The sequence below is a fragment of the Microbulbifer sp. genome, from assembly GCF_036563125.1.
GTDB lineage: Bacteria > Pseudomonadota > Gammaproteobacteria > Pseudomonadales > Cellvibrionaceae > Microbulbifer.
In genome coordinates this window covers 1-21826 of record NZ_DATCMV010000145.1, presented here as the reverse complement: position 1 = coordinate 21826, position 21826 = coordinate 1, and the positions used below count along the sequence as shown (strand labels likewise).

The following is a 21826-nucleotide window of genomic DNA, read 5'->3' as shown; positions in this document are numbered from 1 at the left end:
TTTTACTCCTCCGCTTTACCGTTGCGCATGCTGGGCATGGAAGCAGTGTCGTGCTCCTCGTGGTGATGCGCGGGGCTCTTGTTCCAGGTGTTGTAGTGCTGCATGTACTTGAACATGATCTGGTGGAAGAGCCCGTCGCTGACCGCGCTGAAGTATTCCACCGGGTGGTTTTCACTGGGCTCGGCCAACTGCGCGTAGCGGGCGCTGTCGAGAGTGCCGTGGCCGCGCTTCATGTCGCTTGCCCACCGCTCGAACTCAGCTTCATCCACCGCCCTGGTTTCGAAGTGCATGCCGGAGAAGCCCTCACCGCTGTAGTTGGCCGAGAAGCCCTCGAAGGTACCGGGCTCGTTGGCGATCAGGTGCAGCTTGGTTTCCATACCCGCCATGGAATAAATCTGGCTGCCGAGCTGCGGGATGAAGAACGAGTTCATGGTGGACTCGGAGGTGATCTTGAAATTCACCGGTCTATCGGTGGGGATCACCAGCTCATTCACCGCGGCAATGCCCTGTTCTGGGTAGATGAACAGCCATTTCCAGTTCAGCGATACCACTTCCACAGTGAGCGGTTCGCGCTCGTGTTCCAGTGGCTTGTAGGGATCGAGACTGTGGGTGGAGCGCCAGGTGATGACGCCGAGGATGAGCACGATAACCACCGGCACCAGCCACACGGCGGCTTCGATCTTTCCGGAGTGGGCCCACTTGGGCGCATAGATTTCATGTTCCCGTCCCTCGCGGTATTTCCACGCGAAGTACAGGGTCATGACGATCACCGGAATCACCACCAGCAACATCAGCAGGGTGGAAATGATGATCAGGTTTTTTTCGTCGACACCCACCTGTCCCTTGGGGTCGAGCACACCGCCGTCGCATCCCGCCAGTGCAAGCACGGCAGCAGACAGCGCAGCGTTTCTGAGGCTACGAGTTAACACGAGGAGCATTCCTCTCGGCATGGAGATTGACAACAACTACCTGCGGTAGTGAGAGAAACGCTGACAAAATGCGAACGAACAGGTCCGCGGCCCGATGCCTCTGGCAGTCAGGTCACAGGTTTATTTTTCGTCGAAAAATATCAGCGCGAACGGCCGCAAAGACCGAACTGGTTACGCGCGGAAGGGGGGAGCCCGGGAGGTGTGGGCGGAGCGGTGTGCGGAGCACAGTGCCGGTGTCGGCGGTTGCAGTGCGCGAAGAAAACGTTTGAAGACGGTGCGCAGGCTTCTGAAAAAACTGAGCAGCAGCTGCAGCCAGAAGTGCCGGAAAATGAAAATGCTGGTGATCAGCAGTGCCGCACTGGTGAGCGCGACAATGGTCTCGGAGGTAATACCGCTTTCGAGAATCGGCATCAGTTCGGAAGGATTTGGCGGAAATCCGAATTGCAGCAGCAAGCTGGAAAAACCGAAGAAGGCACTACCCAACAGGCACAATACGAATACGGCTCTGACTCTTTGGTCAAGTCTGGCCGGAAAAATTCCGCTCGCCGTGGTGAAGTGACTGATCGCTTTCAAAAAATCATCCAGCGGGTAATGCTTGCAGCAGGGCCGCACTCTGAATCGGGAAACAGCAGTCCTGTTTATAGGAATTTAAGACCCCCAGACAGCTGCGCGCGAAGCCTACCAAACTATCCCGGAGCGCACAAAGGGAAACTCTCCACACCACTGGTGGGCGCAGAGCATATGTTCTACAGGTTTTTTCAGTAACAGAATCGCTATCTGTTTTGATGCGCTGTGGCTGGGACCAACTCCTAAACCGTTGCGGTATTGGGTGTTTTTGGTCTGGTTTGCCGAGCTCAGTATGCGCCGCGAATCACTTCGATGCCCGGCCCAATGGCGCGGCGCCAGCAAAGGGCCGTGGTTTCATCAAACTCAGGATCGTATTGCCGCAGGGTGGCGAGTAGTGCGTCCAGCCACAGGCCGTACCACTCGGGGCGGATGTTGAAGCCGGTGCGGGAGTGGCTGCAGCCGAGCGCGCGCAGTTTGGTATCTGACATGCCGCGGGCGTGCAGCACCAGCTGCATGATGCCGTTGCGCAGCAGGTGGCGCTGGGCCGCCATGTTGGTGTTGGCAAATAGCGCGCGAATTTCAGCGGAGCTGCCCATAAAGCGATCGTAAAAGTCGATAAAGAAGCTCTCGTTGTTGCAGCAGCGTCCATAGCTCTGAAACACCACGTCGCTATCGGCATTCCCCATTCCCGAACTCCCTGATTCTTAATGCTTTTAAATGCTGTTGGAGGTGCGCCGCTTCGCTCCGGCCCGGCGCTGGCTGTCGAGGCGGTTGATTCTAGCGGTAGGAATTGCAGGGAAATTGATTTGGATCAAGGGGGGCGCTCAAATTGATCTAGATCAATTTAAACCTCGGGGCGGCCTGATGCCGCAATGAAAAAAGGGGGCACAGGGCCCCCTTGAAAAAACAGTGATCAGTGTTGATCAGTTGGTGCAGTTTTTACCTTTGCAGGGCTTGCCACCGCCACTGCCACCACCGCTGCTGCCACCGGAGGAGCTGCCACCGTCGCAGGGGTTGGCGGTCAGGTAATCCACCGCTGCCTTGGCCTGCACCAGACCATAGCCGTAGGCGTTGTCACGACCGGCCGCACCGAGATCCTCAGCACTGTTGTCCAGCGCGGTACGGATCTGGCTGGCGCTACAGCTGGGGAAGTGGCTCCACACCAGCGCGGCCACACCGGCGACATGGGGAGTCGCCATGGAGGTGCCGTTGAAATAGGCATAATCGCTGGGGGCGATGGTCAATGTGGCGCTGCTGCCCAGTTGTCCGAGCAGCGCAGCGCCGTCGGTGTCGGAGATACCCGCCGAGGGAATACTGGTGACGGTTTCGCCGAGGGTACCGAACAGCATACCGGGCTCATTGTTGTAGACCACGGCCGCGGCGCCGCCACCGGCCTCACACGCCAGTACCTTATCCGCAAAGGCGATGTTGCCACGGGAGATCAGGCACACCTTGCCGACGGCATCGGTGCATGCAGACTCACCCAGGCCGCAATCCACCAGCGCACCGGTGGCGGTGTCCAGGGGGCTGCCCTCCATGCCGGAAGCTTCAATGCTGCTACCGCCAACGGTGAGGGTAGTAGAGAGGCCCATGCCAACCGGAACTGAAGACAGCACGTCTACGCCGGGGCCGGACAGCTCTACCTGGTCAGTCTGTTGGGAGAAGCTTGCCACCACCTTGTTGCTGTCGACGGCGGCAACAGAAACGACCGCATCGTAGGAAGCCGGGTAGGAGTGGCGGGTATTGCCATCGTTACCGGCAGCCGCGATGGAAAGTACGTTCTGGTTGGCGTACAGATCGGCGAACGCGGTTTCTTCGGTGCGGGACTTGAAGGTGCCGCCGAGGCTCATGTTGATGACGCTGGCGCCATTGCTGGCACACTCATCGGCTGCAGCTACCAGGGAGGAAGAGTAAGCCCAGCCGTCAGCGCCGAAGACTTTGACAATGTGCAGCTTGATGTTGCCGCCGGGCATAACGCCTACAACACCTTTTTGGTTGCCACCGATGGCAGCGATGGTGCCGGCGACGTGGGTGCCGTGGCTGTTTTCATCGGTGTACCAGAAGCCGGTACCTGGGTCGTTGCTGCCGGAGACGTTATTACTGGAAAGATCCTCGTGGGAGAGGTCGTAGCCGGAATCGATGATACATACGGTCTGGTTACCGGCCAGAACGTCGCTGACCTGGTTCGCCTGCACCATGGGGATACCGAAAGGTGTTTCTTCCGCCATGGGGTAGCGCTTTGCGTCCTCTTCCACATATTCCACGTTGGGATTGTTGCGCAGTGCGGTCAAGGCCCCCGCCGGCAGGTGCGCAGCCATGGCGTTACGCTTTTCCAGCGCCATTGCCGAGCGGCCCCCGTTTTTTTCCATCATGGCCTTTACCGCCGGCCCTTTACCTTCTTTGTATTTGACGATGTAACGGTCATCTGCGCTGTTGGCATGCGCGGAAATGGCCAGTGCCAAGGTGCTGGCAAATAAAATCGGAATAGTTCTAATCATTGTTTGTAAGGCTCCAGTATGCGCTGGTACTTCTTATAGTTAATGGTTTTACGGGTGGTCGGCTGCGGTGGTTCCGGTACTGACGTACACCCGGTAACGGCAAATGTAGTCCTTTTTTAAAAGGCCGCCATCGCCCGATTTGGCAACTGTGCACAGGTCGGCAATTCACCAATTCGAGGTTGAATTGCGTGACAAGGTGGTGGAGGGGATCGAGCTTGAACTCGTTTGGGCTAACTATCAGGGATAAGAAAATAGTTGGTACAGGAGTGCCTATTCCGGTGCGGGCCAAATTTCTTTTGCGTGATCAATAGCGTGAAAAAGACAGGGATGTCACTTGAGCGTTATATGTTTGCTCAACAGGTGAAAATCACCGGATGTAACGCCTATTGGGCGCACATCCGGTGATTTCTATCCTCAAATAGGGCAAGTGTTATTTAGGGCAATTACCGCCGATAAATGGGGTTATTGTCCGCCAACGCTACCCTCTGCCACCGGCGCGCCATTGGCATCCAGTTCGGTGATGGTTCCGATTTCCAGTCCGGCCACCTTGTCCGCGATTTTTTCCTTGTCACCGACAATCACCCACACAAACTGTTCGGGTTTGATGGTTTCCTTCGCCAGTTCATGCACCCGGTTCAGGTCGATACCGCGCACCTGCTCCGCATAGCCGTCCATATAGTTTAGTGGACGCTCGTAAGTAATCAGGGATGACATGGCGCCGGCGACCGCATCAATGGTTTCAAAGCGCCCGGGCAGTTCGTTGATGCGCTTGTCCTTCAGTTTTTGCAGCTCATCCGCCTTGGCTGGGTTGCCGCCAATGTACGCGCGCAGTTCTTTCTGCAGTTCCGCCAGGGATTCGCTGGTTTTGTCGGTCTGCACCGGTGCATACACCAGCAGCGGTTGCTGGCCCTTGGCGCCGGTGAGGAAGGAGTAGGCACCGTAGGCCCAGTGCTTGTCCTCCCGCAGGTTCATGTTGATACGCGCGGTGAAGGTGCCGCCGAGGATGTCATTCATCATGTGCAGTGCTTCCCGCTCGGCAATTTTTTCCGAGGGCGCGAGCAGGCCGCCGATGATGATGGACTGTTCCGAACCGGGCTTGTCGATCAGGTAAACGCTGGATTTTTCCGGCAGTGGTACCTGGGCCAGGTTTTTCACCGGCTTGGCGGATTGCGGGGCCTTCCAGTCGGCGAAGTGCTGCTGCAGTTTTTCCTGCAACTGCGGCATGGTGATATCGCCGGCCACAATCAGCGTGGCGTTGTCCGGACGCAGCCAGGTCTGGTGGTAGTTCTCCAGGTCGCTGCGGGTGAGCGCGCTGATGGACTCCTCGGTACCGCTGCCGGTAAACGGAATACTGTAGGCGTGATTGTCGCCGTACAGCAGCGGGGGCAGATTGCGCAGTGCCATCTGCACCGGTTTGGTTTTTTCCTGCTGGATGCCGGCGATCCAGCGACTGCGTTTGCGCTCGATTTCCTCATCGGCAAATACCGGGTTTAGCAGTACATCCGCAAACAACGCGATGGAGGCATCCAGATTGCTGGTAAGGGCATTCAGGCTCACGCTGGAGGTGTCGAGGTCTGCCTCTGCACTAATGGTGGCACCGAGGATTTCCTCGCGCGCGCTGATTTCCAGTGCGCTCAGGTGCTTGGTACCTTCCTTCAGCATGGACATGGTGTAACTGGAGGTGCCGAGGCGCGCGCCCTGGTCGGCGGCATAACCCGCGTCAAATTGCAGTTCCATATTCACCACAGGAACCGAGTGACGCTCGGCCAGCACGATCTTCAGACCGTTGGCCATCTCCGCCGTCTGGATTTGCGGGAAGGGCACTGAGGGAAAGTCACCCAGTTCCGGCAGTTTGCTGCGGTCGGCGCCGCTGTCGGCGGTTTTGTATTCCGGGAAGGGGTGCACTTCCAGATTGTGATCGCCACTGGAGAGCCAGGCATTCGCCGCAGCTTTTACCTGTGCGCTGGTCAGCTGCTGTTTCATGCCGAGGCTGTCGAGGTAGGCGTTGGGGTTGCCGAAGTAGAGCTCGCCCTGGGCCAGGATCACGCCCTTGCCATTCCAGCCGCCCACCTGCTCCAGGTCGCGGGCGTAAGAGGCATACTCGCTCATGTTTACCCGTGCCAACTCCGCGTCAGTGGGGCCGTGCTCGAGGAATTTCTGCAGTTCTTCGTCGATTGCCGCTTCAACCTGCGCCAGTTCCACGCCGGGCTTGGCGTCGGCAATGATCTGGAACATAGACGCGAGTTCGAACTCATACAACGCCACATTTACGCTTGTGGCAATCTGGTCCTGGTACACCAGGCGCTGGTACAGCCGCGAGTTCTTGCCATCGCCGAGCACCGAGGCGGCGATACCGATGGCCTCTTCATCGGCATGGCCGAGATTGGGGGTGTTGAAGACCTTGTACAGGCGCGACTGGGCGACACGGTCGTACATGGTCTCGCGGGTGGACTGGTCGCGCTTGGCGATCCAGGAATCCCTCTTCGCCAGTGGCGGGCCCGCGGGAATGTCGCCGAAGTATTTACTGACCTTTTCCCTCGCAGTGGCGACGTCGATATCGCCCGCCAGTACCAGCACAGTATTTGCAGCACCGTAGTAGGATTTGAACCACGCGTGCACGTCATCCACGCTCGCCGCGTTCAGGTCTTCCATGGAGCCGATGGTGCTCCAGGAATAGGGGTGGCCGGCGGGGAAAATGGATGCCTGCAAGTTTTCCCACACCTTGCCATAGGGCTGGTTTTGTCCCTGGCGCTTCTCGTTCTGCACCACGCCGCGCTGCTCGTCGAGTTTTTCCTGGGTGATCACACCGAGCAGGTGGCCCATGCGGTCGGACTCCATCCACAGCGCCATATCCAGGGCGTTGCTGGGAACCGTCTCGAAATAGTTGGTGCGGTCGAGCCAGGTTGTCCCGTTCATACCGGTGGCGCCGGCCTGCTCGAACGGCTTGAAATACTCGTCGTCGTAGTTTTCCGAGCCGTTGAACATCAGGTGCTCGAACAGGTGCGCAAAGCCGGTGCGCCCGGGCTTCTCGTCCTTGGAACCCACGTGATACCACACGCCCACGGACACGATCGGCGCCTTGCGGTCCTCGTGCACAATCACGCGCAGGCCGTTGGGCAGGGTGAATTTTTCGTAATCGATACTGAGTGCCTGGGGGGCTGCCGATACGGATTCGCTGGCGGTCACTGCCGGGGGGATAGATGAAGATGCGGTGCCATTTTTTCCGGTAGTGTCACCACAGGCAGCGATGGCCAGGGCCAGGGTCGCTGGCAGCCAGAGTCTGTTTGCCATAACAGTTATCCTTATTTTGTTGGCTTTCAGTTGTTAGTAGGTACTGCGCTCGATGTTCGAGACTGTGTCGCAGGGTTCTCCCGCACACGGATATCGAAGGCTTTTTATAGTCCCCGGGGGATGGCGCTGCAACGGCATGAGGGGGCGAATTCCTGTGATTGCCGGTGAAAATGCTTGTTTTTTTCTCTTCCCTGAAAATTTATTGGTATTTTTTGGTTGAAGAATGGGCAAGCGTGGGCCAGTTTTTTGGCGGTGGCCAAGAAAAAATGCTTTACCACCAATAGCTTGCGTGATGGCCAAGCCTTTATTCCTGGTCTGCGGAGAAAACCGAATAAATATTCCAATTTATCGCGCGCTATGTAGAATGGCGTAAGCGATGACATAGGGGCTAAGTTCCCGATTTCGCTTGGCTCGCAAGGTGCTGGGGTACCGAGCGGGTGGCGAGGAAATTCATCAGCTGGTATTCGAATTCATCTCACAGGATGCGGAAAAGGCCGCGGGCACATGCCCGCGGCCTTTTCCGTTTTTCTGGGTCAGTCCTTCCCGCTATACGTCGCCTTCGTGTTTGAACTGCGCCGTCCACTGTCCCTCCATATCCACACTCACCAGCACCTGAATCGGCCGACAGCATACCGGGCAGTCCTCGAAGTAGTGCTGACTGCCGGCAGAGGTGTCGATCAACACCAGAATGGTTTCGCCGCAATAGGGGCATTGATCGCTGAATTCATCAATCTTGCCCATTGAGCTGTCCATAAGGCCTCCGTTGAAGCGGGGCGCGGGAATGCTGTTTACCGTGAAAGCGGAGCGCCCCGCGCAAGTTGCTGCACAATTTTTGTACTCCCCGGCAATGTTAGAGAACGTAAATTGACCGGACAACGCGCTGTTACGAACTTTTTTGCTTTCTTGTAAAAATGACAGCGGTGTCAGATCGTTTTCAGTAGTGTGCGGTAAATCATTTACAAAACGGATTGATATACTCGCGGCCGAAAGCCCGGTCGCCCTTCGTGTGGGCAGGGACAATCGCAACAGCTTATAATCCGCGCCCGCTTTCTTCCGGCCAGTGCCGGGATAAGGTCGGGGTGAGTAAGTATTCAGCAACCAGCAAAAGAGGATTGGCTATGGCGGTTAAATTGATGAAGGACCAGGATCTGGCAGGCAAGCGCGTACTGATTCGCGAAGACCTGAACGTGCCAATCAAAAATGGAGCGGTAACCTCCGACGCGCGTATCCGCGCGGCACTGCCCACCATCAAGGCCGCTGTAGACGCGGGCGCCAAAGTCCTGCTGATGTCCCACCTGGGTCGCCCTACCGAGGGCGAGTACGAGGAAGAATTCTCCCTGGCACCGGTCGCCGCGCACCTCGGCAAGCTGCTGGGTAAAGATGTGCCGGTGATCAACGACTGGCAAAACGGCGTGGAACTTGCAGATGGCGAAGTGGCCCTGCTGGAAAACGTGCGTTTCAATAAAGGCGAGAAGAAAGACGACGAGGCCCTGTCCAAGCAGTACGCCGCTCTGTGCGATATCTTCGTGATGGACGCCTTCGGCACCGCGCACCGCGCCCAGGCTTCCACCCACGGGGTGGCCAAGTTCGCCCCAATCGCCTGCGCCGGCCCGCTGCTGGCCGCAGAGCTGGATGCGCTGGAAAAAGCACTGGCGAACCCCGCGCGCCCGCTGGTGGCCATCGTCGGTGGCTCCAAGGTTTCCACCAAGTTGACCGTGCTGGAGAGCCTGTCCGACAAGGTGGACCAGTTGATCGTGGGCGGTGGTATCGCCAATACCTTCCTCGCCGCCAGCGGCAAGCCGGTAGGCAAGTCCCTGTGCGAGCACGATCTGATCGACACCGCCAAGGGCCTGATGCAGAAGTGCGATATTCCGGTGCCCACCGATGTGGTGACCGGCAAGGAATTCAGCGAATCCGCGGTGGCGGAGACCAAGTCCGCGGATGCGGTGGCAGACGACGACATGATTTTCGATATCGGCCCGGACACCTCTGCGGCGCTGGCGGAAATCCTCAAAAATGCCAAGACCATCATCTGGAATGGCCCGGTAGGCGTGTTCGAGTTCGACCAGTTCGGCGCTGGCACCGAGCACCTGTCCAAGGCCATTGCCGCGAGTGACGCCTTCTCCATCGCTGGCGGCGGTGACACCCTGGCTGCTGTGGATAAGTACGGTATTGCCGATCAGGTTTCCTATATTTCTACTGGGGGTGGTGCTTTCCTCGAGTACGTGGAAGGCAAGGTGCTGCCGGCAGTCGCCATTCTGGAGTCTCGCGTAAGCGAATAATCACTAACGCGTTTTTGCAATTTCAGGTTTTGCAGTTCAGGGGCGCCGGTGCGCCCCGCTCAAGCAGTAAGAAGTGCCTGTTGTAAGAAGTACCCATCATTAAAAAGAGATGCGACCAGAACCCGCTTCGGGAGTCGCACACCCGTTGTACCCAATATCAGCTAAATTTCGACGAGAAAGGGTTTTTTCATGGCTTTAATCAGCTTGCGTCAAATGTTGGACCACGCTGCCGAGTTCGGCTACGGCATTCCTGCGTTCAACGTCAACAACCTGGAGCAGATGCGCGCGATCATGGAGGCGGCGGACGAGACCGACTCCCCGGTAATCGTGCAGGCCTCTGCTGGTGCCCGTAAATACGCCGGTGCGCCTTTCCTGCGCCACCTGATTCTGGCAGCGGTGGAAGAATTCCCGCACATTCCTGTGGTCATGCACCAGGATCACGGCACCAGCCCCGCGGTGTGCCAACGCTCCATCCAGCTGGGCTTCAGCTCGGTGATGATGGACGGCTCACTGATGGAAGACGGCAAGACCCCGGCCTCCTACGAGTACAACGTCGACGTGACCCGTCGCGCGGTAGACATGGCGCACGCCTGTGGTGTTTCCGTAGAGGGCGAGCTGGGCTGCCTGGGCTCACTGGAAACCGGCATGGCCGGCGAGGAAGACGGTGTGGGCGCTGAGGGCGTACTGTCCCACGACCAGCTGCTGACCGACCCTGAGGAGGCGGCGGATTTCGTCAAGAAAACCCAGGTAGACGCTCTGGCCATCGCCTGCGGTACCAGCCACGGCGCTTACAAATTCAGCCGTCCGCCGACGGGCGACATTCTCGCCATTGACCGCATCAAGGAAATTCACGCGCGTATCCCGGATACCCATCTGGTAATGCACGGCTCCTCCTCCGTACCGCAGGAGTGGCTGAAGGTGATCAACGAGTTTGGCGGTGAGATTCCGGAAACCTACGGTGTGCCGGTGGAGCAGATCTGCGAAGGCATCAAGTTCGGCGTGCGCAAGGTTAATATCGACACCGACCTGCGCCTGGCGTCCACCGGTGCGGTGCGCCGCTTCCTGGCGGAAAACCCGTCTGAATTCGACCCGCGCAAATTCCTTGCGGCCACTACCAAGGCCATGAAGGAAATCTGTATTGCCCGCTACGAGGCTTTCAACACTGCAGGCAACGCCAGCAAGATCAAGCCCATCAGCCTGGACAGCATGTACCAGCGCTACGCGAAGGGCGAGCTGGTGCCGAAGATCAACTGATTTTTGGTGGATTGCAAAAAGGGCGAACTCCGGTTCGCCCTTTTTTTTGAAGAAATACAGTACCATTGAGTCATGAGCCTGTTCGATGACCTCAATGCCGTAGATACGAGTCCGGTGATCCGTCGCCCGGATTACTCCGCGCTGCGCTGCCAACTGCCGAAGCTGGATTTCGCCTGCGGCCAGCCCCTGCCGCAATCGGTAATCTCCTACCGCAATTTTTATCGCCTGAATTTTGACGAGACCAGCGGCACCGGCATCGGTACCTTCGACGCCGCGGGCTTCGAACTCGTCGCCCAGTACTGGCTGGTGAACAACCCCAAGGGCACTCTGTTCATTTGCCACGGTTACTTCGACCACACCGGTATCTACGCGTCTGCGATCCATTTCGGCCTCGAGCGCGGTTTCAATGTGGTTAGTGTGGATTTTCCTGGTCACGGCCTCTCCAGCGGCGAACCGGTGGCCATCGACAGTTTTATGCAGTACCGGGAGGTGCTGGAGGCCCTGCTGTGCCGGGCGAGAGACAGGATGCCTGCGCCGTGGCACGGGCTCGGGCAGAGTACCGGCGGGGCGACGTTGCTCGCCTACCTGCAGTTCAGCGAATGGCAGCCCTTCGACAAAGTCATGTTGCTGGCGCCGCTGGTGCGCCCGGCCAACTGGCACCTGCGCAAGTGGATGTTCTACCTGGGGCGCTTCCTGCTGCCGCATCCGAGCCGCGGCTTCAATATCAACACCCACGATGCGGAATTTTCCCGTCGCCAGGCGCACCGCGATCCACTGCAGTCCCCGGTAATGTCCATCCGCTGGCTGGGGGCAATGGTGGACTGGCTGCACCTGTTTCCCAGGTCCGAGCGCAATCTCAAGCCGATCCTGGTGGTGCAGGGCACCGACGACAAAACCGTGGACTGGCGCTACAACATGCGTGCGATTCGCGACCGCTTCCCCAACAGCAAGCGCGTGATCGTGCGCGGGGCGCGCCACCAGATGATCAATGAAACCCAGCCCTACCGGCAGCAGATCATCGCCGCCCTCGAGGGCTGGCTCGCCCAGTAATTCTGAAGCCTACCGGAAACCTAGAGTGCGGTTTTACGCAGCCGGCGACGCTGGCTGCGCTGCGCCAGTGCGTCTACGGAATACAGCAGCAGCGCGAACCATACGATGGCGAAGGTGACGAGCTTGCTCTCACTGAGTGGTTCGCCGTAGTAGAAGGTGGCGAGCAGCAGCATCAATGTCGGCCCCAGGTATTGCAGGAACCCCACGGTGGAGAGGTTGAGGCGGCGCGCAGCGATATTGAATAGCAGCAGCGGTGTCAGGGTGATGGGGCCGGCGAGCAGCAGCAGGCTGTTCAACTGCCAGGTGTTGGTCAGCAGGTTGCTGGTGGGGCTGTCGGTCCACAGCAGGAAGCCGATGGCGAGCGGCAGCATATACAGGGTTTCCACCGCGAGCCCGGTCAGGCTGTCCACGGGCGCGCGCTTGCGCACCAGGCCGTAGAAACCGAAGGTCAGTGCCAGGTACAGAGCGATCAGCGGCACCCGTCCGAACTGCCACAACTCATAGCTGATACCGACCGCGGCGATCGCCACCGCCAGCCACTGCAGCGGGCGCAGCCGCTCCCCCAAGAACAGCACACCCAGCAGCACACTGATCAACGGGTTGATGTAGTAGCCGAGGCTCGCATCGAGGATATGCTGGTTGGTGATGGCCCAGATAAACACCAGCCAGTTGCTGCCGATCAGCAGGGTCGACAGCAGTAGCGTGGCCATCTTTTTACCGGAGCTGAGGGTGTGGCGGAAGTCCGCCAGCTTGCCGAGCGCCGCGAGCATCACCATCGCCAGCACAAAAGACCAGACGCTGCGGTGGCTGAGAATTTCCGGTGCGGAAATACCGCCCAGCAGATTGAAATACAGCGGTGCCAGCCCCCAGATGAGAAAGGCACCTATGCCCGCCAGCAGGCCGGCGGCAGCAGATTCGGAGTTCTGGTTTTGCACGTGGAAACAGCCTTGGCGCACCGGGGATTAACGGCGGTGTGCCTGTGGTTGGGGAAGACAGAGAAAAAGAAACCCGGACTTCACAGCTGCTGTCGCAGTGCGCGGTCCGGGTTTGCGGGAGTTTAACAGACGCGCTGGCGCCCGTCCTTCTGCACCTTTCCGATTGAGGGAATCAGAAAAGTACGCGGCAGCGCAGGGTGCCGGGAATATTTTTCAGTTTCTCCAGCGCCAGGTCGGAGTACTCCGCATCCACGTCGATCACCACGTAGCCCACGCTCTCGTTGGTCTGCAGGTACTGGGCGGAAATGTTGATGCCGTTTTCGGAAAACACCTGGTTGATCGCACCGAGCACGCCGGGCACGTTCTTGTGGATGTGCAGCAGGCGGTGTGCGCCGCCGTGGCCGGGCAGTGCCACTTCCGGGAAGTTTACCGAGCTGGTGGTGGTGCCGTTGTCGGAGTAGAGCGCCAGTTTGTCGGACACTTCCACGCCGATATTTTCCTGGGCTTCCACGGTGGACCCGCCCACATGCGGGGTGAGCAGCGCGTTGTCGAGGCCGCGCAGTGGCGACAGGAACTCGTCGTCGTTGCCGCGGGGTTCCACCGGGAACACGTCTATGGCGGTGCCGGCCAGGTGGCCGCTCTTCAGCGCTTCTGCCAGTGGCTCGATTTCCACCACGGTGCCGCGGGAGGCATTGATCAGGATCGCGCCCTTTTTCATCTTGGCGATCTGCTCGGCGCCGATCATCCACTTGGTGGAGGGCAGTTCGGGCACGTGCAGGGAAACCACGTCGGCCTGTGCCAGCAATTCATTCAGGCTGTGGACCTGGGTCGCGTTGCCCAGTGGCAGCTTGGTGACCACATCGAAGAAAATCACGCGCATACCAAAGCCTTCGGCCAGCACGGAGGTCTGGGAACCGATGGCGCCGTAGCCGATGATACCCAGGGTCTTGCCGCGGGCCTCGAACGAGCCCACGGCGGATTTCTGCCAGCCGCCGCGGTGGCATACCATGTTCTTTTCCGGGATACCGCGCAGCAACATAATCGCCTCGCCGATCACCAGTTCGGCTACGCTGCGGGTGTTGGAGTAGGGTGCATTGAACACAGCAATGCCCAGGTCGGTGGCCGCTTTCAGGTCTACCTGGTTGGTGCCGATACAGAAACAGCCCACCGCGATTAGCTTGGGCGCGCTTTCGAGTACCTTGCGGGTCAGCTGGGTGCGGGAGCGAATCCCGACAAAGTGCGCGTCGGCAATCTTCTCAATCAGTTGGTCTTCTGGCAGTGCGGATTTAACGTATTCCACATTGGTGTAGCCACGGGAAGACAGCAGATCCACCGCGGACTGGTGAACACCTTCCAGCAGCAGGATACGGATTTTGTCTTTCTGAAGAGAAGTCTGAGAAGCCATAACGAGTCTCTTGGCCGAGCGCGAACAAAGCGCAACTGAATTAGCGAAAGTCATTGAGGTTCCCGAAGTGGGAATCGCCGGGAACCCGGCGAGGGCGGCATCATAACACAAGGGCTTTCTAAAACTTTATACGCAATATCTATCCTAGGTATCGAATTTGGTTATGTATAAACATCAATTTACCTGTAATTCTCCCGTTGAACTGCCGCTTGGCAAGATTGTGTGTGTCGGGCGCAATTACGCTGCCCATGCGGAGGAACTCAATAACCCGGTGCCGGAAGAGCCGCTGCTGTTTATCAAACCGGCCACGGCGGCGGTGCCAATGAATGAGCCCGTGCATCTGCCCCGCGGGCGCGGCAGCTGCCATTTCGAGGGCGAGCTGGCGCTGCTGATCGGTGAGACCCTGACCGATGCCAACGCCTCGCAGGTGGCGCCGGCCATTGCCGGCCTGGGATTGGCGCTGGACCTGACGCTGCGGGACTTGCAGTCCGACCTGAAAAAGCAAGGGCACCCCTGGGAGAAAGCCAAGGGCTTCGATGGTGCCTGCCCGCTGTCGCCATTCGTGAAGCTGGACTGGTTGCCGGACTGGGACAATCTGACCTATACCCTGTGGCTGAACGGCGAAATCCGCCAGCGCGGCAAATCCAGCCATATGCTGACACCGATTCTGGATCTGGTGGCCTATATCAGCAGTTACTTCACCTTGCTGCCGGGCGACGTGGTATTGACCGGTACGCCCGCCGGGGTGGGTGAGCTGCTGGTGGGTGACAGGATCGCCATGGGACTGGAAGAGGACTGGCTGCGGGTGGAGACGCAACTGGTGTGAACCAGAGCAGATTGAATGGATTGGCGGGGTACGGAAACTAGGATTGTTCCATTGCTCCCGCCCCTCTAAGATGCGCGCAACTGTACTCATTTAGTGGGAAAAACGATGACAGATCTCAACCCCAAGACCACCATCCGCATCCTCACCACCGGTGGCACCATTGAAAAGAGCTACTGCGAGTCCGACGGCACTCTCAAGAACCGCGCCTCGATCATCCGCGAGGGCCTGATCAGCAGTCTGCGACTGCCCTACACCCACCTCGAGCTGGAGAGCGTGCTCAACAAGGACTCCCTGGAGATGGACGACAGCGACCGCGACCAGATCTGCGCCGCCGTGGCGCGCACCGCAGAAAAGGGCGACCCCATCGTTATCCTGCACGGCACCGACACCATGTCCATCACCGCGGACTACTGCCACGCCAAGATGGGAACCCCCAAGGTTGCTGTGGTCTTTACCGGCGCGATGAAACCCATGGGGTTTATCGATTCCGACGCCCGCCAGAACTTCACCGAGGCACTGCTGGCGGCGCGGCTGATGCCGCCCGGCTTCTACATCGCGTTCCACAACCGGGTTTTCCCCATCCCCGGTGCGCGCAAAAACCTGCAGGCGGGTACTTTCGAGGCGATCTGAGTCGTGATACTTTGATTTGTGATCACATTTTATGTATAAACTGAATAATCCTTCAGTTTAACTTGCAACCCAGGATTCGAGGTGCGCATGACCGACAACCGGACTCAGAAGCCGACCCCGCAAACGCTCCAGGAGTGGCTCTCCCTGGCCGAGACCCTCACCATCGAGGGCCGTGCCTTTATCAACGGTGAGTACGTGGACGCCCTGAGCGGCCAGACCCGCCCGTGTATCAGCCCCGCAGATGGCCGCGAGCTGGCGCAGATCGCCAACTGCGGCCCGGAAGATGCCGAGCGCGCAGTAAAAGTGGCGCGCGATACCTTTGAATCCGGGGTCTGGTCCCATATGCCGCCGATGGCGCGCAAGAAAATCCTGGTGCGCTTTGCCGAGCTCATCGAAGAGAACAAGGTGGAAATCGCGCTGCTGGAAAGCCTCGATGCCGGCAAACCCATCAGCGACACCATGAATGTGGATGTGCCAAGCGCGGTGACCACCATCCGCTGGAATGCGGAGGCCATCGACAAGATCTACGACGAGATCGCCCCTACCGGCCCCACCGAAATCGGCCTGATTACCCGCATGCCGCTGGGTGTGGTTGCCGCCATCGTGCCGTGGAACTTCCCGCTCTCCACCACCGCGTGGAAACTGGGGCCGGCGCTTGCCACCGGCAACAGCGTGATTCTGAAGCCAGCCTCCAATACCCCGCTCACCGCCATCAAACTGGCGGGACTGGCAAAAGAGGCCGGACTGCCCGATGGCGTGCTGAACGTACTGCCTGGGCCCGGCAGCAGCCTCGGCAAGACCCTGGCGCTGCATATGGATATCGACGGCCTGACTTTCACCGGCTCTACCGAGGTGGGCAAGACGCTGACGGAGTACTCCGGCCAGTCCAACCTCAAACGCACCTTCCTCGAGCTGGGTGGTAAGAGCCCGAATATCGTGTTTGCCGATGCGGACCTGGACAAGGCCGCCGAGGCTGCCGCGCTCGCGGTGTTCTACAACCAGGGCGAGACCTGTACCGCCGGTACCCGCCTGCTGGTGGAAAAAAGCATCGCCGATGCGTTTATCGAGAAAGTGAAAAAGGCCGCCGAACGCTTTGTGCCCGGCCACCCGCAGGACCCCAATTCCGTGATGGGTGCGCTCATCGACCAGAGCCAGTTCGACACCGTCGAGTTCTATGTGGCCAAGGGCCTGGAACAGGGCGCGCAGCTGGTGTGCGGCGGCAAGCCGGTCGCGGCGGTTGAGGGTGGTCACTACTACGAACCCACCATCTTCCGCGGCGTAAACGGCGAGATGAAAATCGCCCGCGAGGAAATCTTTGGCCCGGTGCTGTCGGTGATCGAATTCGATACCGAGGAAGAAGCGCTGAAGATCGCCAACGACTCCATCTACGGCCTCGCTGCCGGCGTATGGACCAGGGATATCGGTCGCGCCCACCGCATGGCGCGGGATATCCGCGCTGGCTCGGTATGGGTGAACAACTACTTCGGCGGCGACATCACTGTGCCTTTCGGTGGCTTCAAGCAGTCCGGTAACGGTCGCGACAAGTCCCTCCACGCGCTGGACAAATACTGTGAGCTGAAGTCCACCTGGATCGATATCAGCTGATCATCGGATTCCTGTTTGACTCCATTTGGGCCGCACTGCGGCCCTTTTTTGTGCCCGCAATCCGTTCAGCCTGCAGTCATGCGGCAGGAAATATCATGAAAATGTGACCTGCTGCGAATGCGGGCAAAGATTACCGGTTTACGATGGCGCACAGTCCATCTGTACTACTACAAACCAAATGCCAGAGGCGTTTTATGTTCAAGCAGATTTCCGTCGCTCTTGTTGCACTCACCCTGATTGGCTCCGCCGCCAGCGCACTGGCGAAACCGGATAAAGGCGGTGAACTTCCCCCCGGCCTACAGAAGAAAGCGGAGCGCGGCGGTGAGCTGCCCCCCGGCTGGAAGAAAAAACTGGTACGCGGCCATCGTCTGGAAGACACCATTTACCATCACGCCGTGATTGTGCAGCCGGTGGATCGCCACGGCCTGGTTACCGTGCGTATCGAGGGCGAGCTGGTACGGCTGGTGCACGCTACCCACGAAATCGTCGACATCCTCTCGCACTGATTGCGGTCCGAGCTTGCCAATAGGGTCGTCAGACCCTATACCTCGGTGAGTTCAACGTAGCGCGATGTGAAGAAAACATGGGCGAATATCACCACGGTTTTTCCGTCAGTATTGAACGTGCCGGCGATGAGCGGGTACTGCTGTCCCTGCGTGCCCGCGGCAAGCTTGAGCACCAGGACTATGAGACGTTGGTGCCCATGCTGGAATCCGCGCTCGCGGGAATGACGCACCCCAAGATTGATGTCCTGTTCGATATGCGCGAACTGGAAGGCTGGGAGATCCGCGCGGCCTGGGACGACCTCAAACTCGGCGTCAAACACGGGCGCCAGTTTGACAGGGTGGCCATGGTCGGCAGCAAATACTGGCAGGAGATCGCTGCCAAGGTCGGGACCTGGTTTATCGGCGGCGAAGCGCGGATTTTTGAGCACCGTGAAGAGGCCTTGGCCTGGCTGCAGGAAAGCGCATAAACTCCCCTCTCAGATGTGTGGATAAACGGCTCCTGCCATTAGGCTCGAGCCGTTTGTTACATTGGCCTGTTCAAAAAACTCGAATAATCCCTGGGGAGAGCGCATGTTCGAATGGATCGCGAGTCCGGAAGCCTGGATAGCGCTGGCGACACTGGCAGCCTTGGAAATCGTCCTCGGTATCGACAACATAATCTTTATTTCCATCCTTGTAGGCCGCCTGCCGGAAAAGCAGCGGGAATCCGCGCGCTTTATTGGTCTGGCACTGGCCATGATCACCCGCCTCGCACTGCTGTTTTCCATTGCCTGGATCATGGGGCTCACCGCACCCTGGTTTACCGTATTCGGTGAGGAAATTTCCGGGCGGGATGTGATCCTGATCGGCGGCGGCCTGTTCCTGCTGTTCAAGGCCACCCACGAAATTCACAACAGTCTCGAGGGTGCTGAAGGCGAGCAGAGTACTGCCGCCACCGCAACCTTCGGAATGGTGTTGGTACAGATAGCGATTCTGGATATCGTGTTCTCGCTGGACTCGGTGATTACCGCCGTTGGTCTGGTAGATCACGTATCCATTATGGCCATCGCCATCATTCTGGCAGTGGGCGTCATGCTGTTTGCGGCAAAGCCCATTGGTGATTTCGTCGACCGCCATCCCACCATCAAGATGTTGGCGCTGTCGTTCCTGATTCTGGTGGGCGTGACCCTCATTATCGAGGGCTTTGATGTGCACGTGCCCAAGGGCTATATCTATTTTGCCATGGCCTTCTCCGTGGCGGTGGAGATGCTCAATATTCGGCTGCGTAAAAAGCAGGTTGAAGTGGTCAAATTACACAAGCCCATCCGTGAAGACTGAGGCTGTGCATTCACCATAGAAAAAGGGGCGATTAATCGCCCCTTTTTTTATCGCTGGAGTATCGATTCACCTTTTCGCGGCTATGGGCAAAGACTGCGAATGTTGTGAGATTCCTGGGCTGCGTCCATCCAGAGGTATTCATCAGCGTCGCTGAAATAGTAGTAAACGGTATTGTTGGGCAGGATCAGGATTGAAATTCCACCGTACCCGGACATGAACGGCAGCCACAGTGGCGCGCTGCAGCCGGACATATCGCTGCTGACCTCGTGCGCCCAAAAGCCATTGTTGTACTTGTAGTCAGCCAATGGCTGAAGTCCTCTGTCCGCTGCATCTCGCTGCAGTGCTGCATCTAGCTGGGCCTGATCCAGAACAGACTGGCTGCTACCGGCATAAAAGCTGCCGATCTTTGCCACATCATCCCTGAGCCACATAAGCCCCCATCCGGTAAATGGCTGCTGGACACTGTCATACGTGCGGCGGCTGAATTCTGCTGTGGGGCTGACTCCCAGCGGCGACAGAATTTCGCTGTTCAGGATGTCGGTAAATATGTCGCTACTGCTGCCCTCGAGTCCTTTCACATAGGCGTTCATGGCGGTGCCGAGCAGATAGGTGTCGGAGGTGTGATAGACCCACTGGGTGCCCGGTGTGGCTTTGCGAGGATACTCGGTGCAGCTGTAGCTGATTTTGCTGGCGTGGTCTTCCGGCAAGAACAGGTCGTTGGTATGGCTCGCGCCTTCGTCACTCATGTAGCCGGCGAGCTTGTAGTTGCCGGTTCCCATATCCAGGGCATTGCCAAAGGTCACATCATTCCAGTTGCCGTTGGTGTTGCAGTCACTGATGTAACTGCCGATCGACTGATTGAATGTGCCGGGATATTTTTTCTCCAGACGCATCAATGTTCCGCCGGCAAATACCGATTTGGCGGTGGAATAAGAGGGCACCACCAGTGAATCGCAATAGGGATAACTGCCCTGTCGAGAATTACAACCGCCGACATAGTGGGTCCCATCGATCACAAATCCCACCAGGGAAATTGTCGCCGGGTCTTTGCCGTTCGGGGTGGCAAAGTGCGTGTAATCCGTGCCCGGATAGTCCTGATTCAGTGCACTCAACGGTTTGCTCGGCATGCGACCATTTATTTCTGCCTGATACGCACTGATCAGTGCTGCGCTGTTGTTCACACCGTGCGGGGTATAGCTGGCGGGGAGCTGGCCCCACATATCAAACTGGAAGTAGAGGCAGGTTTCCCCGGCAATCTGATAAGCCACATCGGAAACCGAACCGTCGTCCTTAAACAGAAAGGTGAGGACGCCGTTGTGCATACAATTGGCATTTTTCTGTTGCAGGGCAAACGGCAGTGCCACCCGGCTGTAGGTCGTATCACCGGTTTCATTCCATACCCTACCCGGCGTCAACACATACTCCCACTCTGGATGTGCGCTGGGGATTGAGCCGCGCTGCACCGGGAAGATATGGCTGCCGGTCTGGACAAACTCGAAATTGAATTCGGGCAGATGTTTGCGGGTGGTGTCCTGGGCGCCGACGTAACGGAAAGTGTCCTTGTGCTTTGCGAATGTACCCCCGGTCGCTTCGCCAAGTAATTCCAGCGAGCCTTGGAATTGGTTGGTCGGCATCGCCGCCTGTGCGGGCAGGGCGAAATGACTGTAATCAACAAGAGTGCCCGAGCCCGCGCCGTTGATCAGGGTGTTCATGGTCAGAGCTGTGCGGTTGACCGCGCCGCTACCCGTCAGTGGGTCGAAATTTTCGACACTGCCGCCGCCACTGCTGTTCGCTGCGCCAGTGAGAGTGATAACCGTACTGGGTTCATCGGGATCGCTGGAGGTAACGAGGATGCTGCTGCTGAAGCTCCCGGCTGCAGACGGTGAAAAGGATACCGCGATACTGCAATTACCGCCGGCGGCAATGTTGTTACAGTTATTGCCTGAAATACTAAAGGGCGCGTTGGGGTCGCTAATATTGTTGATCACCAGCGCCGCAGTGCCGATGTTGGAAATGATGATGTTTTGCGACGCGGTAGCGCCGGGAGACAGTGTGCCAAAGTCTAAGGCCGGTGGGACACTGATGTCGGGCTCGGTCGACGCACCGCCAATACCGGTTACCTGGGCCTGGTGTCCATAGCAGTAGTCGCCAGTCGTCGCTCCGGTGCCGCGAAATCGCAGCTGCAAGCTCGGGTTATTGTCAGAGCCCGGCGGCGTGCCGTTGCTATTGAACAGGGTGCCGTTGTCATCTCCATTGGCAATCGTCAGTGCGGTAGTCCAACTGCTGCCACCATCCACGGAAATCTCACCGTAGCAAAATTCCCCGTTTTCCAACGAGCTTGCGGACATGGTGAGGGCCACTGAAACGGCGGTGAATCCCGCGGTAGACACGCTGCGGACTGCCGCTGCGTTGCCGCGCAAGCGAAGGGTATTGTTATCCGTATCCACCGTACCGCTCGCGGTCCAGTCTGTGATATTCCCGCTGCCGAAACTATCGGAGTAGATGGTCTCGGCAACGGCAGTCACCGAGGTGATGGCGCTGAACAAGATGAGTGTTGCGGCAAGTCTGGCGCGGATTAGCTTTTTGTCGGTTTCCATAGTTACACCTTGATAATTGTTTTCATCCGGGTGCAAGTTCTCCGGCACTGCGAGGTAAAACCTGCATCGCGCTAACATGCCGGAGGTTGTAGGGAAGCCATAGAACCAGCTGTGGCACTGGGGTGGATCCAGAT

19 protein-coding genes are annotated in these 21826 nt (G+C 58.3%); 10 read left to right on the top strand and 9 right to left on the bottom strand.

Annotated elements, in window-relative coordinates; all coding sequences use genetic code 11:
• Positions 1-2: 2 nt before the first annotated feature.
• Together cyoA and VIL80_RS12340 are read right to left on the bottom strand one after the other, a co-directional pair.
• Entirely contained in the window at positions 3-929 is a 927-nt protein-coding gene (cyoA, locus tag VIL80_RS12345; RefSeq protein ID WP_332036409.1) for a ubiquinol oxidase subunit II, read from the bottom strand.
• A 171-nt stretch (positions 930-1100) separates the two neighbouring features.
• Positions 1101-1382 carry a hypothetical protein gene (locus VIL80_RS12340; RefSeq protein ID WP_332036408.1) on the bottom strand — a complete coding sequence of 94 codons (282 nt, stop codon included), beginning with the start codon at positions 1380-1382 and terminating at the stop codon, positions 1101-1103.
• Between VIL80_RS12340 and VIL80_RS12335 the strand changes: the two genes are divergently transcribed.
• Positions 1371-1694: a hypothetical protein gene (locus VIL80_RS12335; RefSeq protein WP_332036407.1), complete on the top strand. Its 324-nt coding sequence runs from the start codon at positions 1371-1373 to the stop codon at positions 1692-1694. The genes VIL80_RS12340 and VIL80_RS12335 overlap by 12 nt on opposite strands.
• A gap of 89 nt (positions 1695-1783) precedes the next feature.
• Here VIL80_RS12335 and VIL80_RS12330 read toward each other — a convergent pair whose 3' ends face one another.
• The 4 genes from VIL80_RS12330 to VIL80_RS12315 all read right to left on the bottom strand — a co-directional run bounded on the left by VIL80_RS12330 (position 1784) and on the right by VIL80_RS12315 (position 8038).
• On the bottom strand, positions 1784-2182 hold the full coding sequence (locus VIL80_RS12330) for a globin (protein ID WP_332036406.1): 399 nt from the start codon (positions 2180-2182) through the stop codon (positions 1784-1786).
• A gap of 237 nt (positions 2183-2419) precedes the next feature.
• Positions 2420-3994, bottom strand: coding sequence for a S8 family serine peptidase (locus tag VIL80_RS12325; protein ID WP_332036405.1), 1575 nt, complete (start codon positions 3992-3994; stop codon positions 2420-2422).
• A 462-nt stretch (positions 3995-4456) separates the two neighbouring features.
• The gene (locus VIL80_RS12320) at positions 4457-7285 is read right to left on the bottom strand and encodes a M16 family metallopeptidase (protein WP_332036404.1); all 2829 of its coding nucleotides are present in this window, start codon (positions 7283-7285) and stop codon (positions 4457-4459) included.
• Positions 7286-7831: 546 nt separating this feature from the next.
• Complete coding sequence (locus VIL80_RS12315) at positions 7832-8038, bottom strand: CPXCG motif-containing cysteine-rich protein (RefSeq protein WP_332036403.1); 207 nt, start codon at positions 8036-8038, stop codon at positions 7832-7834.
• Between the two features lie 365 nt (positions 8039-8403).
• On the opposite strand from VIL80_RS12315, the gene VIL80_RS12310 reads away from it, so the two are divergent.
• The 3 genes from VIL80_RS12310 (at position 8404) to VIL80_RS12300 (ending at position 11871) form a co-directional block, all read left to right on the top strand.
• A complete protein-coding gene (locus tag VIL80_RS12310) occupies positions 8404-9567 on the top strand; it encodes a phosphoglycerate kinase (RefSeq protein ID WP_332036402.1) in 1164 nt (387 codons plus the stop codon).
• A 189-nt stretch (positions 9568-9756) separates the two neighbouring features.
• The gene (gene fba / locus VIL80_RS12305; RefSeq protein ID WP_332036401.1) at positions 9757-10821 is read left to right on the top strand and encodes a class II fructose-bisphosphate aldolase; all 1065 of its coding nucleotides are present in this window, start codon (positions 9757-9759) and stop codon (positions 10819-10821) included.
• Positions 10822-10893: 72 nt separating this feature from the next.
• Positions 10894-11871, top strand: coding sequence for an alpha/beta hydrolase (locus VIL80_RS12300; RefSeq protein WP_332036400.1), 978 nt, complete (start codon positions 10894-10896; stop codon positions 11869-11871).
• A 20-nt stretch (positions 11872-11891) separates the two neighbouring features.
• On the opposite strand, the gene rarD is transcribed toward VIL80_RS12300, so the two are convergent.
• Together rarD and serA are read right to left on the bottom strand one after the other, a co-directional pair.
• The gene (gene rarD / locus VIL80_RS12295; RefSeq protein ID WP_332036399.1) at positions 11892-12806 is read right to left on the bottom strand and encodes an EamA family transporter RarD; all 915 of its coding nucleotides are present in this window, start codon (positions 12804-12806) and stop codon (positions 11892-11894) included.
• 172 nt (positions 12807-12978) lie between these two features.
• Positions 12979-14211, bottom strand: coding sequence for a phosphoglycerate dehydrogenase (gene serA, locus VIL80_RS12290; protein WP_332036398.1), 1233 nt, complete (start codon positions 14209-14211; stop codon positions 12979-12981).
• Between the two features lie 163 nt (positions 14212-14374).
• On the opposite strand from serA, the gene VIL80_RS12285 reads away from it, so the two are divergent.
• From VIL80_RS12285 to VIL80_RS12260, 6 genes are all read left to right on the top strand, one after another.
• Complete coding sequence (locus VIL80_RS12285; RefSeq protein ID WP_332036397.1) at positions 14375-15037, top strand: fumarylacetoacetate hydrolase family protein; 663 nt, start codon at positions 14375-14377, stop codon at positions 15035-15037.
• A 105-nt stretch (positions 15038-15142) separates the two neighbouring features.
• Complete coding sequence (locus VIL80_RS12280; protein ID WP_332036396.1) at positions 15143-15667, top strand: asparaginase domain-containing protein; 525 nt, start codon at positions 15143-15145, stop codon at positions 15665-15667.
• An 87-nt stretch (positions 15668-15754) separates the two neighbouring features.
• Entirely contained in the window at positions 15755-17272 is a 1518-nt protein-coding gene (locus VIL80_RS12275; protein WP_332036395.1) for an aldehyde dehydrogenase, read from the top strand.
• A 194-nt stretch (positions 17273-17466) separates the two neighbouring features.
• Positions 17467-17778 carry a hypothetical protein gene (locus VIL80_RS12270; protein ID WP_332036394.1) on the top strand — a complete coding sequence of 104 codons (312 nt, stop codon included), beginning with the start codon at positions 17467-17469 and terminating at the stop codon, positions 17776-17778.
• Between the two features lie 77 nt (positions 17779-17855).
• Positions 17856-18245 carry a SpoIIAA family protein gene (locus VIL80_RS12265; RefSeq protein ID WP_332036393.1) on the top strand — a complete coding sequence of 130 codons (390 nt, stop codon included), beginning with the start codon at positions 17856-17858 and terminating at the stop codon, positions 18243-18245.
• Between the two features lie 103 nt (positions 18246-18348).
• Complete coding sequence (locus VIL80_RS12260; protein ID WP_332036392.1) at positions 18349-19095, top strand: TerC family protein; 747 nt, start codon at positions 18349-18351, stop codon at positions 19093-19095.
• A gap of 80 nt (positions 19096-19175) precedes the next feature.
• Here VIL80_RS12260 and VIL80_RS12255 read toward each other — a convergent pair whose 3' ends face one another.
• On the bottom strand, positions 19176-21692 hold the full coding sequence (locus VIL80_RS12255) for a choice-of-anchor D domain-containing protein (RefSeq protein ID WP_332036391.1): 2517 nt from the start codon (positions 21690-21692) through the stop codon (positions 19176-19178).
• Between the last annotated feature and the right edge of the window lie 134 nt (positions 21693-21826).